Origin of the sequence: Chitinophaga sp. sic0106 (assembly GCF_019219075.1) — a bacterium.
GTDB lineage: Bacteria > Bacteroidota > Bacteroidia > Chitinophagales > Chitinophagaceae > Chitinophaga.
In genome coordinates, this window is the sequence record NZ_JAHUWJ010000001.1 from 103,264 (window position 1) to 120,525 (window position 17,262).

Sequence of the window (17,262 nt, forward strand, 5' to 3'; positions counted from 1 at the left end):
ATTACGAATTAAGGGATATCTATTTTCCAGGGCTTCCCGAATTTGTTGACCTCTACTTTCATTTCGCGGCCTTTCCATTCTTCGCTGTACTTCTTAATATTCGCTTCGTTGCTGAGGTCAGCCACTTTAACGCCATTGATCGCCATCACCTCGTCGTTTTCCATGATGCCACTGTCTGCCGCACCAGTACCGGGCGCCACACGTTTTACAATCATCTTGCCAGCTGCAAAACCCCATTCAATATCTTTCATCCAGAAGTTAGCAGGCATCGCAAAGTTTTGATTAGGGATAGCCGCAAACTGGTGATCAGCCAGGTTGATGACCCAGTTAAAGCGGTTGATCAGCTCAATACCAAAGCTACCATCGCCCTTTGGCGACCATTTCTCATCGCCTTCACGGTAGGTTTGTAAAGTGCCGGTAAAGCTGTTGAGGTGCCACTGGCCAATATCCACACCATTGAACACCCCGTTCACCACAGGGGAGGAGTGACCCATGCTGGTAGTAGTACTGTGAGAGCTCACCTGGAAGTTTTCATCCAGCAGATTGCGGTGTACAGAAGGGCCGAACAGGATCAGCGGATAGGCGGCACCAGTATCAAAATGGAATTCCCCATCCAGCACCTTGCCATTATTTAACGTCGCTTTTCCTTTAATACCAGGCACTCCCAGGGAATAATCCAGGGGTATAAGGGATGCTTTCCCGTTGTAATCGAATTTGCCAAAGGTATACAGGCGGATCACCGAGCTATCGAAGTCAATTTCGGTGATATAGTTCCTCAGGAAGTTAGCACCAAAAAGCCCGTCGAGATCGGCGTCAAACTGAGGGAATATAGCGCTGTTATTATTAGGAATAGTGAGCGTATCCAGGTGCATAACAATACCACTGGCAATGCCGATTTGTGTACTAGCACCTACTACGCTTGCATTTTGCTGACGGTTGGCGGTGATGCCAATTTCATCTGCCACACTCTTTTTCAATCCCATACCATCGGCGCCGGTATCAAACAACAGGCGCAGTGGCTTCCTGGAATCGTTGAGGGTGAGGGTGATCACTATTCTGTTTCGCTGATAGGTAAACGGGATTACTGCTGCCAGCCTGGAAGGCTTGTCCATATTGAGACCGGCCAGCAGATCGTAATACTGCACTTTTTCTAGCTGGTTGCTGGCGTTGAGGTACAGGTAAGTCTCGAAGGGCTGCTGGCCTACATTGTAGTATTTAACTTTGAGGCGCTTACCATCGGCAGTTTTTTCTTCTTTTTTAAGTACCAGCTTTTGAAGACTGTCTTTCCGGAAGGCTCTGTCCAGCATGCCGTAAGCATAAGGCGCCGGGTAAAATCCGATATGAAAGGAGGGAGAAAGGAGTGGCTTCGCCTGTTCCACACTCTTCTGGCGTATAGCCGCTTCGAGTGACTTCACAACGGTGGCCGCATCCTGAGCATGTACACGATGCCCCAGGCACAGGAACATGCCTGCATACAGGAATAATTTTTTCACGGTTCTTTTTTTAATGGTGGTTTGTAGCGGTGAAATTATAGAAATATCCAGCTAATTACTTTAACTTGAGTAAAGATTGTAATGTTTAAATGTTCCTAAAATGATTGCAGCAATAATCTCCGCAATATGTATTTCATTGGTATTCATCATTTACATAGCTATCACCGTGATTAATAAGCAATCCAGCGAGTGGTTTTCCAATAACGAATAATTTTTTTGAGGCACTAGAGGGGTAGTGACTACCGTGCGTTATTAGGTTGTGCATTTGCAACCTTTAATCTGTACTGTAGCATCATTTTTACCGACAACTGAATCGAAATGCCTGCAAAAAGAAATATCCTGGCTTTTCTTGGACGAAAAGACTGGTTGATTGTAATAGTTTGGTTTGGATTGGCGTTTGTAGGTGCTATCACTGAAATCTCCAGGGGGAACTACAATAACTTCCTGATTTTTAAGAATGTATTCTTTCACCTGATTCATCAGCAGCCCCTTTATATTGAATATCCCGCTGAATATTTAGATGTAAACCTTTACGGACCTGTATTTAGTTTGATGATAGCGCCGTTTGCGGTGCTGCCGGTTAAGTTAGGTGCGTTGCTATGGTCCATGGCAGGGGCGGGCGCCATCTTCTATGCTATCCGGCAATTGCCGCTGGAAAAATTGCAGCAAAACATCATTTTACTGCTCTGCAGCCAGGAACTGCTGGGAGCCAGCGGCTGGTTTCAGTTAAACCAGTTTATACTCGCCGGCATCCTGCTCACATTTGCATTTACCGTTCGTGGAAAAGACTATCTTGCCACTCTTTGTATTATATTAGGCACCCTAACCAAATTTTATGGTATCGTGGGGCTGAGTTTCTTTTTCTTCAGTAGTCATCCCAAGCGCTTTATTGCAGGCCTTTTCCTCTGGTCTGGCGTTTTGTTTGTATTGCCTATGGCGATTTCATCCCCTGCATTTATCGTGCAATCGTACCAGGAATGGTTTGCTGCGCTGGTACATAAAAATGAAATAAACCAGGCGGATCTCCGCAGCTTCCAGGACATATCTGCTGGTGGATTTATCAAGCGCCTGTTCAGGATACCGCAGCTGAATGACTTGCTGGTACTGGCTTCCGGCGTAATACTTTTCGCCTTGCAATATCTCCGGTTAAACTATAAAACCGATCCCAATTATCGTCTATATCTGTTGAGCAGCGTTTTACTCTTTCCTGTGTTGTTTAGCAGCAGCTCTGAATCGCCTACCTATATTATTGCCATCCCGGCGATATGCATCTGGTATGTGATTCAGACTCCTGCCCGTTGGAAAAATATTTTTTTATTCTTCGCGATATTGCTCGTCAGCTTCTCTCATTCAGATTTACTCACTCCCTGGTTCAGAACGCATGTGGCAGTGCCTTATGCTATCAAAGCCTTACCCTGCCTGGTTTTGTATGTAATGTTAGTTTATCAGATACTTACAAGACAGTTTCAGTCGCCCGTTGAAAACGAGCAAAATAAGTCCCAATCAGCACTTGCTCCGCTAATGCACACATAAAATTTAGCAAATTTTATACAGCAGAGCGACGTATATTGCCGGACTTAAAGGTTTTGTTTATGTTACCGGGAATCAAGACAGGCCGCAATCTTGCGCTTATGGCGCTTGTTTGTTGCGGCATTCAGGCAGGCGCACAAAATAAACCGATTGCTGCCAACACATTTTCAGAGAGTAAATCCCTTGCCGCAGTAGATCCATTGATTGGCTCGGGAGGACACGGACACGTTTTTGTAGGTGCCAGCGTTCCATTTGGTGCAGTACAGGTAGGTCCTACTAATATTGTAAAGGGCTGGGACTGGTGCTCCGGCTATCATTATTCCGATAGCGTGGTTATAGGCTTTTCTCAGCTACACCTGAGCGGAACCGGTATCGGCGACCTCGGCGATGTACTTATCATGCCATACACCGGCAATGTGAGAACCAACCGCGGCACCCAGGAAAATCCAACTTCCGGCTATGGTTCCCACTATTCCCATAGCAGGGAAAAAGCACGTCCGGGATATTACTATGTACACCTCGATGATTATAATACAGATGTAGAACTCACCGCTACAGAGCGGGTGGCACTGCACCGCTATACTTTCCCAAAGGACCAGCAGGCTAACATCATCGTGGACCTGAAAGAAGGGATTGGCTGGGATGCACCTGTAGAAACGCATATTGCTAAAAAGGACGATTATACGCTCGTCGGCTATCGCTACTCCAAAGGATGGGCAGTGGACCAACGCTTGTGGTTTACCATTAAAAGTAATGTGCCATTGAAAGATGTAAATCTTTTTGATGGAGATAGTAAAGTTAATGGGCAGGAAGTCAAAGCAGTAGCGGCTAAAGCAGTGATCAGCTTTAAGCAGTCACCAGAACAGGTTATGCTGAAAGTTGGTATTTCTCCTGTCAGCAGTGAAAATGCTGCGGCCAACATCAGCACTGAAATGCCAGGCTGGGATTTTGCAAAAGTGGTAAATGCCGCCAACGGCAAATGGGATAAAGAGTTGTCGCGCGTGGACATCCAAACAAACGATGCTGCTACCCGCCGCACGTTCTACACCGCACTCTATCACACCATGATAGCGCCTATCCTCTTCAACGATCATGATGGCAGCTACCGCGGAACGGATAAGAAAGCATATCCTAACCCGGGCTTCGATAATTACACCGTATTCTCTCTCTGGGATGTATACCGCTCATGGGGCCCACTCAACACGATCCTGCATCCGGAAAAAGTGAGTCACTTCGTAAACTCCATGGTTACCATCCACAAACAACAGGGAAAACTTCCGATATGGCCACTGGTAGGTAGCGAAACTAACTGTATGGTGGGTTACCACGCTGTCCCACTGATTGTAGACGCTTACCTGAAAGGCTTCAAAGGGTTTGATGCCAATGAAGCTTTCGAAGCCATGAAAGCATCTTCTACCCGCGACGACCTGGGCGTGAAATATGTAAAAGAAAGAGGCTACATCCCTGCGGATAAAGAATACGAGTCTGTATCAAAAGCACTGGAATACGCTATCGACGACTGGTGCATTGCCGCCATGGCCAAAAAGCTCGGCAAAACAGCAGATTTTGAATACTATAAAAAACGCGCCGGATACTATAAGAACTACTTCGACAGCACCATTAAATTTGTACGTCCGCGTATGAGCGATGGCAGCTTCAAAACACCTTATGATCCGTTTAACTCCATCCACGAAAAAGGTGATTTCACCGAAGGTAACGGCTGGCAATACACCTGGCTGGTGCCACAGGATGTGGAGGGATTGATTAGTCTGATGGGTGGCGACGACGCCTTCACCCGCAAGCTCGACAGCCTGTTCACCGCTAAAGGGGACATGGGTACCGAAGCGTCCAGCGACATCTCCGGACTCATTGGCATGTATGCACATGGAAATGAACCTAGTCACCACGTTACCTACATGTATGCTTTCTCCGGTAACCAATGGAAAACGGCCGAAAAAGTACGCCAGGTAATGAAAGACTTCTACTTCGATCAGCCGGAAGGCCTTGCAGGTAATGAAGACTGCGGCGCTATGTCGTCCTGGTACATCTTCAGCTCACTCGGGTTTTATCCGGTGAATCCTGCCAATGGCATGTACGTGCTGGGTAGCCCGCTGTTCAGCAAAGCGTCCATTTCTCTGAAAGATGGTAAGAAATTCACTGTACAAACGGTGAATAACAGCGCTGACAACATTTACATTCAAAGTGTAAAGCTTAACGGTAAAGCTTATACGAAAAGTTATATCCTGCACAGCGACCTTGTAAAAGGCGGAACGATGGAGATTACCATGGGTAACAAACCTAATGTAAACTTCGGAAAAGCTGCGGCAGATAGGCCTTTTAACAGGTTTTAACTTATAACATTATTACATAAAAAAGGACGGTCATGGACCGTCCTTTTTTATGTAATAATGTTAAGTAACGAAATGTATTTAGCGGAGCTGCCGGGAAGACCTAAGCGAGGAGTCGCCGGCATGGCGACTCTTCACGGATAATGCATTTATACCTCCGCCAGCACCTTCAAAATCTCCGGCGACACATCTCCAAACACAGACACACCCGCAGCACCATTTTCCACAGCCAGTTTTACCGCAGTACGGAAATCATCATAGTTGTTGTGGAAGTCAGGCACAAACAAGCCGGCATACAGCGGGAATGCACCATGCAGTGCTTTTACACCTTCCGCAACGGCATCACCGATCCAGATCACTTTTTCTTTGTAGAATCCGTGATAGATCATGGGGCATACTGCCGTTAATGGCCAGTTGGTCCAGTCCTGGCGCACAATGCGTTTTGCGATTTCAGGCGTTGGAAATACAGCAGCAGTAATATCTTTTTTATGTTGTTTTGCTACACCGGCAAGGTTGTTTACCACGTTGGTGATGCGGTCGTAGCGGTATTTACGCCAGGACGGGCTTTGATCCGGATGTTCGATATCCTTTGGATCAACACCATATTTTTCCTTGTAGCCTTTGCAGCAGGTATCGCAATAGCAGAAGTCATATTCAGGCAGTTCTTTCGACTGATCAATACCATAATGGCTCCAGAGGTTTACCGGCAGGATCACATCGCAGAAACGTACATAGTCCAGGTGAATACCATCTACATAATCTTTCTGGAGGATTTGCTCTACCTGCGATTTCAGGTAATTCACTACTTCAGGTTTGCTGGGGCATAGCCAGCGATAGTAGTCGACGTAAGGAGGGTGGTTGGCACAGGACTCACCTTTGCGATTTTGTGCATACCATTCCGGGTGACTGGCGAGCAGTTCTTTTTCGCCGCGGTTCATTGTCCACATCCAGCGGTGGGCTTTGATGCCATTGGCTTTGGCGGCTTTGAAATGTTGTTCACTGTCGGCCTCGAACATGATATCAGCGATGCCTGCTTTCTTATAACCTGCATACCTTTTTACGAGGTCGTCATATTTTTCCTTGTGGTCAGGGTTGATCCACACGCGATGAGATACTTTGCGTTTTTGCTGTGCAGCTGCTGCTTTTTCAGCGGCAATTACAGGCAGGGAGGGCGCTGCGAGCGCCACACCACCAATACTGAGTGTTTTGAGAAAATTACGTTTATCCATTTACGTTATTTTTTATCTGACCAGATTTTACCTTCCTGATTAATATAAATTCGGGCAGCCATTTCGGGTACCTGTACACTGGCAGTAAACTGCTGACTGATGCCTTCCATTTCCAGCTGATACTTACCGGCAGGCAGTTTCAGGTCCGCAGCCTTTGTAGCAAACCGCCTGTTTTGTGCATGATAGGCTTGCTGTGCGTAGTACACTTCCCATAGCTGTTTCCTTGCTGCATCGTCGGCAGGGGCAATGAACGCGGGTACTTTTCCTGTACCTTGTGCAGTAGTAAACTGCAGGTAACCCCATCTCTCCGGTGCATGCATATTTATAATATCCTGCTGACTCCACACCCAGTTGTGTTCCGGTTTTTTACGTTTTACATACTTACCGTCCACTACGTCAGTATCCCATTCTACCCGTGAAAAATTAATGCGCCAGGTGCTGCCATTTGCCGGGATACCATCACCGAAAAAGCGTAGTGCGCTGAATGGGATCGCCATTTCAACCGTCCATGAGGAGTCCGTATCAGCCGGATTATTCAGCGTACCATTTACGCTTACAGCCGTCAGCAATCCTTTGGTATCCCAGTTGAGCATAGCATTACCACCATTGCGGTAAGGCTTTACCATAAAGAGATCCATCACAGTGTTCAATGCGTTGATCTCTAATTCATAGTACTGGTGCGTATCTCCGTCGGGGTCAATGAATACTTCGAAATCATTGTCATTAAAAATAATAGCATCATGATTTTTAAGTGTACCCCATACGTGCGGCTCCTGTAGCACTGCGCCAATGTATAAATACTTTTCATCCCACAGTAATTTAATACGTGTGCGGTAAGTAGGCGCAGGTTGGCGACTGCCTTCTATATCCGTAAAATCTTCCGACCAGGCGGCATGTTGCCATGCACCTTCATTTAAATGACCATCGATCGCAACACTGCCGCTGGCACGCGTTACTACATAGTTGCGGGGCGTACCGCTGAAAGGCTTAAAGGCCGTAGAAAAAGTCTGTGCCACACTGATTTCGGGCCACAGGCATCCATTTAGTAATAAGACTAGCAATCCAAATCTAAAGAACATAAGCAACCGGGTTTGATTCCAAACTAAGGGCACTAAGTTAATCTTAATAAATTATGAATCCCAGACCATCAATTATTCCTACATTTATACGATTCAAAACAACCTTTCAGATCATGTACAAATCAATTTTACTGACAGGATTATTATTTACAACTATGGCAGCATCAGCCCAGGAAAAGATGACGCCTGAGCTCCTATGGCAGCTAGGCAGAGTGAGTGGTGAAACTGTGACAGAAGATGGCAAAACCGTTATCTACGGCGTTTCCCAGGTAAATTTAACCGAAAATAAAAGTGAGAAAAACCTGTTTGCTATTCCACTGGCAGGAGGCACTCCCAAACAACTCACTACCGCAACGGGAGCCGAAGGAGATGTGGTGGCATTACCCGGCAACAAAATTGGTTTCTCCCTAAAAGGACAATGGTGGGAAATGAATGCCGATGGCTCCAACCCGGTACAGAAAACAAATGTAGCCGGCGGTATGCAAAATATCCGCATTTCTCCTGATGGAAAACACATCCTGTTTTCCAACGAAGTAAAGGTGAACAAGGTGAGTGGTAAAGACTTCTATCCGGATCTGACCAGATCAAATGTGCAGATCTATGATAACCTGAACTACCGCCACTGGGATACCTGGGAAGATGGTAGTTTTTCACACGTGTTTTATGCTACGTATGAAGATGGTAAGGTAGGTACACCGGTAGACATTATGGCCAATGAGCCATACGACTGCCCGCAGATGCCTGCCGGCGGTGCGGAAGACCTGATCTGGAGCAAGGATGGCAAAAGCATCATCTACGTTTGCAAAAAGAAATACGGTAAAGAATATGCACTCAGCACCAATACCGGTGTGTATGAGTACCACCTCGATACCAAAGCCACCAGCAACCTTTCCGAAGGAATGAAAGGCTACGATGTAACGCCAGCTTTCAGCACTGATGGAAAATATTTACTGTGGCTGAGCATGGAGCATGATGGTTACGAAGCAGATAAAAACGATATTATTCTGCTCAACAAGGCTACCGGCCAGAAATCCAACCTCACTAAAGGCTGGGATGGTACGGTATCCGCTGCACGCTTCAGCACCGACGGTAAAAAAATCTACTTCCTTGCTGTTATCAAAGGTACAGAGCAACTGCTGGAAATTACTTTACAGAAAGATGTAGCGGCTACCAATGAAAAACACATCCGTCAGATTACCAGTGGTGATTTCGATATCAATGATATGGTGAGCCAGCAAGGCACTACCATGGTAGTAACCCGCACTGATATGAATCATGCGGCCGAAGTATTTACGGTGGACCTGGCGAAAGGCGCCGTACAACCGCTGACTTCCGTAAACAAAGCTACCTACGACAAAATAGGCATGAGCAAAGTGGAAAAGCGCTGGATCAAAACTACCGATAACAAAGAGATGCTGGCATGGGTGATCTATCCACCGGATTTTGATCCTGCCAAAAAATATCCTACCCTTCTGTATTGCCAGGGTGGACCTCAATCGGCCTTATCACAATTTTACTCCTACCGTTGGAATTTCCAGCTGATGGCTGCACAGGGCTACATTGTGGTAGCACCTAACCGCCGGGGTATGCCGGGCCACGGGGTGGAATGGAATGCCGCTATCAGTAAGGACTGGGGCGGTCAGCCAATCCGCGATTACCTGAGTGCTATCGACGACGTGGCCAAAGAACCTTATGTGGATAAAAACAGGCTGGGAGCGGTAGGCGCCAGCTATGGCGGATACAGCGTGTATATGCTGGCAGGCGTACACGAAAACAGGTTTAAAACTTTCATTGCGCACGACGGATTATTTGACCTGAAAAGCTGGTATGGCACTACCGAGGAACTCTGGTTTGCCAACTGGGATATCGGGGCTTACTGGGATAAAGCCAACGCGGATACCTACAAAAACTTTAATCCGAGTGAACTGGCCAATAAATGGAATACTCCCATACTGATCATTCAGGGGGGCATCGACTTCCGCGTACCTATCGAGCAGGGGTTGCAAGCCTTCCAGCTGGCGCAGCTGAAAGGGATCAAGAGCAAACTGTTGCACTTCCCTGAAGAAAATCACTGGGTATTGAAGCCGCAGAATGCGATTGTATGGCAACGTGAGTTCTTCAACTGGCTGAAAGAAACATTGTAACTTACCACATATCATCACCAAAACCGACTCCATGACTGCTTTAACACTTGACATTCAGGATGGCATAGCCACCATTACATTGAACAGGCCGGAAGTTTATAATGCCTTCAATGACCCGCTTAGTTACGAACTACAGGATGCCCTTAAACAGGCCGAACGCGATGCCAGTGTGCGCGTAGTGGTATTAACCGGAGCCGGTAAGGCTTTTAGCAGCGGGCAGGATCTTAAGGCAGCCATGGAGGGCGGAAAGCGGAATTTGAGCGAGTCGCTGCACAAAAGATACAATCCTATCATCAGGGCTATACGCAATATGCCTAAGCCGGTGATCTGCAAGCTGAACGGTGTGGCGGCCGGCGCCGGCTGTTCGCTGGCACTGGCCTGCGACCTGATCATTGCCAGCGAAACCGCCAGTATGATTGAGATTTTTGTGAATATTGCCCTGGTGCTGGATAGTGGATCATCCTATTTCCTGCCACGTACTGTAGGCTATCACCGGGCATTTGAGCTGGCCACTAAAGCCTCCAAGGTTAGTGCGGAAGAAGCACTGCAACTGGGGCTGGTAAACAAAGTGGTGCCGGCCTCTGAGCTGGATGAAGCCGTGACCGCTGAGGCTAAATACTACGCTAACGCGCCTACGAAGGCCATCGCCCTCATGAAAAAAATGCTGACTAAGGGCATGACCGAAAGCCTGGATGAAGCATTGGAATATGAGGCTTATTGCCAGGAGATAGCAGGGAATTCGAAGGACAATACCCAGGGAGTGACGGCGTTTCTTGAGAAGAGAACGCCGGTATTTACCGGTGAATAACGCCTTTTGCGGACAGATTTTCGAGACGATGCATCAAGCGTAATCTGAAGACTCCCGGAATTGGGTATATGAAAATTCTCTCCAGCAGGAATCGAGTAAAAATTACTTTTGATATATCTTCTTAATGGGGTCCGCACTCCGCGCGGGTAACCACTTCCGGACTCATATAAAAAAAAGCGCGTCCTGTAAATTGCAGGACGCGCTTTTTTTATATCAGGTAGATAAGATTATAATCCGCTCACTACGATACCGATCTGGTATGGTCTGATATCGTATTTGTCGTTGTCTTTCAACAGTGGGGTGATGGAATAGCTGTAGAACAGGCCGATGTTTCCATAACCGATGCGGGCAGTAGCTGCCATGCGCCAGGAGTTGAAATACTCTTTGTTTCTAACCTTGTCGGTAGTTTTACCGCCGTTAGGGCCGGTAGTCTTAGCTTTCGTGTGTGCGTCCATAAGGGCACCCAATTTCACGCCCAAACCTGCCTTAAAGCCTTTATTGGCATTATCAGGTACGGAACGGTATCTCAGCTCAATAGGAATCTCCAGGTAAGTGGTAGCCACTTTATAACGCTTGTTAGCGGTAGTGTAAGGGAAGGTGATCTCGCTGTTGTTCGTTCTGCCCGCTACATCCATAGAGTGGTCTTTCAACATCACACCGCTGGTGCTGATGCCCAAACCGGGAGCAATGCTGAATTTAGACTTATTGAGAGGAATATCATACATGAAAGCAACATTAAAGCCCCTGTTGAAGCCGGATTTGATGCTATCCGGAGATCCTGCCCAGCCGTCGTACGACAATTGGATCATCAGGAAGTCCCTGGAATGAGTCACGGAATTCATCGCTTTATTCATTGGAGAACCTCCGTCCTGCGCAAAAACTCCGATAGAAGTGGCTATCAGTCCAAGGGTAAAGAGTATTTTTTTCATAAAATCTTAATACTTAAGAAAAAGAATATTAGGCAAATTTAATGGAATGATTGTAAAACAATTGGTTAAAATATTGCAAAAAGCAAGATCCACATGAGCCATTCCAATGCCGGAAGTTACATAAATTTGAAATTGATAACCATATTCTTTTCCTGTAAAATGAACAAAATGAACAGGCAAAATGGGACAAATAATCCTTAATTTGAAATAAAATCTCCCACCAGGTCCTTAACCACTGCCAACGCTGACTATTTATAGTTGTACAATTTTTAAGAGTTTATGAACATAATTCTCGATGAAAAAAATTGTTAATAGCGTAATCTGGCTCTTCGTTACAATAGGTTTACTGTTGTGCGTATTGCTCTATTATGCCTGGAGCATCCGTCAAAGAATGGAAATCACCATTGAGGCTGCCCGCAAAGACGCGGCAAACGCAAGGCTGCTGCATAATTATCTCGAAAAAACCCAATACTATACCAACTACAGCTTCTGGTTTATCCTGATGGCAGTAGCAGTGGCCATCATATTCCTGGCCGTAGAAGGCCGCTACATTGCCCTGCACTTCCGCCAGCTGCGGGACAGGGCCAACCGCCTGTATAAAAATACCCAGTCGTACAAACGCCTGGCCCAACAGGCAGGCCCCATCATGTATACCTCCTCTCCCGAAGGGTTTTTCACTTATGTAAATGAAGGCGTGGCCACCATTACCGGCTACCAACCCGAACAGGTGATCGGCAAACATTACTCCATGTTCCTGGATACCCGCACCTATAACAAGCTGCAGGACTACTACGTATCACAGATGAAAGGCTACCTGGATTATTCTTCCATCCAGTTTGAAATCATCACCAGCTCCGGTGAAAAAAAATGGGTGGAACAGATGGTGTCCATCATCCGGGACGACGAAGGCCGCGTAACGGAATTCCAGTGCATCGTGAAAGAGCTATACCACAGCAATGGCCGGGACTACCGCGTGGATTACCTGCGGGACCGCCTGGAGGCCGTAGTGGATTTCACGCCCTCCATGATGTTTATCAAAGACATGGAAGGCCGCTACATCCTCGTAAACCAACGGTTTACCGATGTGATGCAGGTAAAAAAAGAAGAAGTGATTGGCAGGATAGATGCTGACCTACAATATCCCTGGGCCTCGCGGTATGCAGAACTGGACTCGGCGGTAATAAGCACCGGAACCGCTGCCAGCCTGGATGACACCCTGGAACTAAACGGCGAACAAGTACACTACTACGTTACCAAGTTCCCCCTGCGCAACGCACACGACGAAATGATAGGGGTTTGCGGCATTGCCCACGACGTTACCGAAAAAAAGAACCACATCAAAGCCCTCGTACAGGCACAACGCATAGCCGAAGAAGCCCGCCGGGCACAGGAAACCTTCCTCGCCAACATGAGCCACGAAATTCGTACGCCCATGAACGGTATCCTTGGCATGACCCAACTGCTCCGGCAGGATACTAAGCTATCCACCCAACAACAGGAGTTTGTATCGGCCATCCAAACATCCGCCGCCAACCTGCTGGTCATTATCAACGAGATCCTCGACTTCTCCAAAATAAAAGCCGGAAAACTAAAAATTGAAGAAACCCCCTTCCACCTGCGAGATGAAGTTGAAAAAGCGATGTACCCTCTCCGAATACAGATACAGGAAAAAAAACTGGCTTTCAATGTGCTGATTGATGAACGTATTCCGCAAATACTGATCGGCGACAAGATAAGATTAATGCAAGTACTGGTAAACCTCGTGGAAAACGCCATTAAGTTTACTGCCAGGGGCAGCGTAAGCGTACACCTGTACCCGTTAGCCATCACCCCGGATACCCTGCAATTACGCATTGAAGTGACAGATACCGGCATCGGCATCGCCCCTGAAAAACAACAATTCGTTTTCGAAAGCTTTACCCAGTCACACAGTGCCAATAACCGAAACTTTGGCGGCACCGGGCTGGGACTGGCCATCTGTAAGGAACTCGTGGAAATGCAGGGAGGCGAAATCAGGGTGATCAGCGAGCTGGGCAAAGGAGCCATGTTCACGGTAGAACTGCCGTTCCGCTACGACGATAACATCTCCCCGGAGGGGGAAAAGCTAACACGCCAACAACTGAACAGCAAACACCTGCTCGGGAAATCTATACTGGTAGTGGAAGATAACCTGATCAACCAAAAGGTAGCCTTCCACGCACTTCAAAAAGGTGGCGCCAGGGTACATATGGTGGAAAATGGCCAGATAGCCGTGGAACTTACGCTGTTACAGTCGTACGACTGCATACTCATGGATATACAAATGCCCGGCATGGATGGCTACGAAGCCACCCGTACTATCCGGAAAAATGGCATCAACACCGTGATAATAGCCATGACCGCATCCGCCTTAAAAGGAGAAAAAGAAAGATGCCTCGAAGCCGGCATGAACGCCTACATCTCCAAACCTTACGAACAACAGGAATTATTTTCAACCATTCTAAAGTCCACCGGCACGTCCATGCCGGCACCCCAACAATTATTCACCATGACAAACACACCCTACAACAGCCCCGACAGTAACTACCTCCGCGAAAAGGTAGGCCTGGACGACCAGGAAATTATCTTGCTTTACCAGGATATGTTACTGGAATTTCCGGCGAAAATGGAAGTGCTGCAACAACATGTGCAACAGCAGGATTGGGAAAATACTTTCATTATGGCCCATCAGATAAAAACGCTGTTTAAACTATTGCAGTATAACGCCGCCGCAGATTTGTGCGAGTCTATTGAGATCGATGCGAACCGGTCTGAAAATCTTGTTACAATCCCTGCCCGGGTAAGTAGTCTGATAACGGCATACAACGCCTTCTTACCCAGCCTGCAGGCGGCTGCCAATCAACCTCTCGGCAATGAAAAGTAAAAGGAACTGCCTTTCCCTTCTTCGCTGCTAACCCCAATGCGCCCGCCCTGAGCCTCAATAAACTCTTTTGAGATAGCCAGCCCCAGGCCGCTGCCTTTGGAGCCGCTTGCCCCCGGCACCTGGAAAAAACGGTCGAATATTTTTTCGGTAAACGCTGCCGGAATGCCTTTGCCATGGTCCTTTACGGTAAAATGCACCATGCCATCATCCGCAGTTACCTGCAGGTTGATCTGCGCTTGTTCGGGAGAATAACGAATCGCGTTCGTCAGAAAGTTTACCAGCACCCAGGCCGTTTTTTCCACGTCCGCCAGCACTGGTGGCATGTCCGCAGCTATATCGGCATCAATGGTAATATTGCGCTGAGCTGCCTGTTTTTGTACCGTATCCAACGCATATTGAACAATTTGCTGCGGCGCTACCGGCTGCGGTTGCAGCTGTATGTTACCGCTTTCCACCTGCGACAGATCCAGGAGCTCACTCACTATTTTTATCATCCGGCGGTTGTCCTGCTTCAGGCTATCGACTAATTCTTTCTGTTCCTCCGAAAGCTGTCCTACACGTATATCTTCGAGGAGTTTGAGGCTGAAGTCTGACGATGCCAGCGGCGTTTTTAATTCATGGGAAATGGTAGCAATAAAATGTGTTTTAGCCAGGTCATGCTCCTTGAATGCCGTAATATTTTTGAGGATGATCACATAGCCGATACGCTCATTTTCATGATTGATATTCGCAACTTCTTTGGTAAAAAACGATTCCTTTCCTTCTACCACAATCTTGAGTGGTAATGTATCCTGGCTACCAACAAGGTATCGCAGCAGGTCGTTGTACTTACCCGCATCGGCTGCGGATTGGCCTACCAGGTCTTTTTCCTTCATGTTGAGCAACTGTAGTGCTTCCGCATTGGCAAAAAGAATAACGTTATTATTATCGAAGCCGATGGTGGCGTCTTTCAGGCTGCTGATAACTGCTTCTGCACGCTGTTTTTCAAACAGAATACGGGCGATGTTGCTATGTTCATATTCATCCAGGCGCTGCGCCATGGTATTAAACGCAGTAGCCAGCTCACCGAATTCATCCCCGGTTTTAAAGTGCAGGCGTTTGCTGTATTGCTTGTTGGCAATGTCTTTGATCCCTTCGGTCAACTCATGAATGGGGTTGGCAATGTAACCGGGGAAGTTATACACAAAAGTTAATCCTACGAGAAAGCACACCCCGCTGATGATAGCGATGTACCATAAAGCGTGATCTGCCGCCTTTTTCACCGTTTCATTTTTACCGACGATGGCATTCATGTTCAGGTCCATGATCTGGTAGATGCCTCGCTTGATAGCTGCAATATCAGCAGGGGAGTAGGCAGTATCTTTGCTGATACGTGCAAATATGGAACTCACCTCTGCTGTGGCGTCCTTTTCTCCACGTTCGGTAACATTTACCTGTTGCTTATGTAGATTGGCTGCAAAGGTTCGTATCGCCGTATCGCGGTGCTGCGGCAGCTCTTCGAGTGCCACCAGCATATTCTTGCTGTATTCAAGCGATTCATAGTTGTCTTTGAGAATGATCTTTGCCTTTTCGTTTAGCCGGTTCAGGTAGTAATATCCCAACACGCTTACCAACAGTAGCATGATGTAAAGAAACAATACCCCGAGGGTGATCTTCGTTTTCAGCCTGAACTTACTCATGATAGTATTATGAGGTCTATATCGTTGGAAGAAAGTGTTTTCAGCAGCTTGTTAAACATGCTTGTCTGCAAAATTATGCGAAACAGGCTGATATGTGGTTTACCAATGCATACGGTAGTCACCTGCTTTTCTAACGCCAATTTAATAATAGCGGTTGATATATCGGCACTGTGTTCCTGTATTACTTCGGCGCCCAGCTCTGTAGCCAGCTTGAGGTTATTGATCAGGTGCCGCTGGGCGGCCAGTGCAATTTTATCGGCACTTTCGCCGGGTGTTTGCACATAAACCACATACCAGTCGGCATGATAATAAGCCGCCAGCCGGGCGGTTTTTCTGATCACCTTTCTGGCTACCTCATCATTGGTAGAGATGCAGGCGAGGAAGCTCTCATGGCGCATTTGCTGGTTGCGCGGAATCTCCGTTTCAACCTTTCTTTCTACCTGGTTCGTTACTTCTTTAAGCGCCAGCTCCCTGAGCTGTAAAATTTTATCGGCCTGGAAGAAATTGCGCATGGCTGTTTCCACCTTTGACTGATCATAGATCTTACCTTCTTTAAGCCTTGTAATCAGCTCATCAGCAGTAAGGTCGATGTTCACCACCTCATTAGCCATCTGCAGCATACTATCCGGAATTCGCTCCTGTACTTCTACGCCGGTGATTGCCTTTACTTCCTGATTAATACTTTCAATATGCTGGATGTTAACGGCAGAAATGACATTGATACCAGCATTGAGCAGTTCTACCACATCCTGCCAGCGCTTTTCATTTTTTGAGCCCGGTATGTTGGTATGCGCCAGCTCATCTACGAGTACCCATTCCGGTGATAGCAGCAGGATGGCGTTGAGGTCCATATCCTCCAGCAGCTTGCCTTTATAAAACACCTGCTTGCGTGGGATCATGGGCAGTCCTTCCAGCAGCGCATGAGTTTCTTTACGGTTATGTGTTTCTATATAACCGATCTGTACATTGACATTGTTTCTGACCATGGAATGCGCTTCCTGCAACATGCGGAAAGTTTTACCTACACCGGCACTCATGCCGATGTAGATTTTAAACTTCCCTCTGCCTGACTGGCCAGCCAGTTGCAGGTAGCGCGCAACCGAGTGTTCTTTTTCTGTCAT

Annotated in this window: 11 protein-coding genes; 5 read left to right on the forward strand and 6 right to left on the reverse strand. The window is 47.1% G+C overall.

Annotated features, from left to right (window positions below):
* Positions 1 to 8 precede the first annotated feature (8 nt).
* The gene (locus KW844_RS00415) at positions 9 to 1,493 is read right to left on the reverse strand and encodes an aspartyl protease family protein (RefSeq protein ID WP_218374739.1); all 1,485 of its coding nucleotides are present in this window, start codon (positions 1,491 to 1,493) and stop codon (positions 9 to 11) included.
* Positions 1,494 to 1,811: 318 nt separating this feature from the next.
* Between KW844_RS00415 and KW844_RS00420 the strand changes: the two genes are divergently transcribed.
* Both KW844_RS00420 and KW844_RS00425 read left to right on the forward strand, forming a co-directional pair.
* Positions 1,812 to 3,026, forward strand: coding sequence for a glycosyltransferase family 87 protein (locus tag KW844_RS00420; protein WP_218374740.1), 1,215 nt, complete (start codon positions 1,812 to 1,814; stop codon positions 3,024 to 3,026).
* A gap of 98 nt (positions 3,027 to 3,124) precedes the next feature.
* On the forward strand, positions 3,125 to 5,374 hold the full coding sequence (locus KW844_RS00425) for a GH92 family glycosyl hydrolase (RefSeq protein WP_218374741.1): 2,250 nt from the start codon (positions 3,125 to 3,127) through the stop codon (positions 5,372 to 5,374).
* Positions 5,375 to 5,520: 146 nt separating this feature from the next.
* Here the strand turns inward: KW844_RS00425 and KW844_RS00430 are convergent, their stop codons facing one another.
* Positions 5,521 to 6,600: a family 10 glycosylhydrolase gene (locus tag KW844_RS00430; protein WP_218374742.1), complete on the reverse strand. Its 1,080-nt coding sequence runs from the start codon at positions 6,598 to 6,600 to the stop codon at positions 5,521 to 5,523.
* A gap of 5 nt (positions 6,601 to 6,605) precedes the next feature.
* Positions 6,606 to 7,679, reverse strand: coding sequence for a carbohydrate-binding family 9-like protein (locus KW844_RS00435; protein ID WP_218374743.1), 1,074 nt, complete (start codon positions 7,677 to 7,679; stop codon positions 6,606 to 6,608).
* 155 nt (positions 7,680 to 7,834) lie between these two features.
* Here KW844_RS00435 and KW844_RS00440 point away from each other — a divergent pair, with 155 nt between their 5' ends.
* Positions 7,835 to 9,823 (forward strand): S9 family peptidase, encoded by a 1,989-nt coding sequence (locus tag KW844_RS00440; RefSeq protein WP_255578071.1) that lies wholly within the window; start codon positions 7,835 to 7,837, stop codon positions 9,821 to 9,823.
* A 31-nt stretch (positions 9,824 to 9,854) separates the two neighbouring features.
* The gene (locus KW844_RS00445) at positions 9,855 to 10,631 is read left to right on the forward strand and encodes an enoyl-CoA hydratase-related protein (RefSeq protein WP_218374745.1); all 777 of its coding nucleotides are present in this window, start codon (positions 9,855 to 9,857) and stop codon (positions 10,629 to 10,631) included.
* A gap of 227 nt (positions 10,632 to 10,858) precedes the next feature.
* On the opposite strand, the gene KW844_RS00450 is transcribed toward KW844_RS00445, so the two are convergent.
* Positions 10,859 to 11,560 (reverse strand): porin family protein, encoded by a 702-nt coding sequence (locus KW844_RS00450; RefSeq protein ID WP_218374746.1) that lies wholly within the window; start codon positions 11,558 to 11,560, stop codon positions 10,859 to 10,861.
* Between the two features lie 295 nt (positions 11,561 to 11,855).
* On the opposite strand from KW844_RS00450, the gene KW844_RS00455 reads away from it, so the two are divergent.
* Positions 11,856 to 14,462 (forward strand): PAS domain-containing hybrid sensor histidine kinase/response regulator, encoded by a 2,607-nt coding sequence (locus tag KW844_RS00455; protein ID WP_218374747.1) that lies wholly within the window; start codon positions 11,856 to 11,858, stop codon positions 14,460 to 14,462.
* Here KW844_RS00455 and KW844_RS00460 read toward each other — a convergent pair.
* Both KW844_RS00460 and KW844_RS00465 read right to left on the reverse strand, forming a co-directional pair.
* On the reverse strand, positions 14,438 to 16,141 hold the full coding sequence (locus KW844_RS00460) for an ATP-binding protein (protein WP_218374748.1): 1,704 nt from the start codon (positions 16,139 to 16,141) through the stop codon (positions 14,438 to 14,440). The two genes, KW844_RS00455 and KW844_RS00460, sit on opposite strands and share 25 nt — an antisense overlap.
* Positions 16,138 to 17,262, reverse strand: a complete 1,125-nt coding sequence (locus tag KW844_RS00465) for a sensor protein KdpD (RefSeq protein ID WP_218374749.1) — start codon at positions 17,260 to 17,262, stop codon at positions 16,138 to 16,140. The genes KW844_RS00460 and KW844_RS00465 overlap by 4 nt, the downstream gene beginning before the upstream one ends.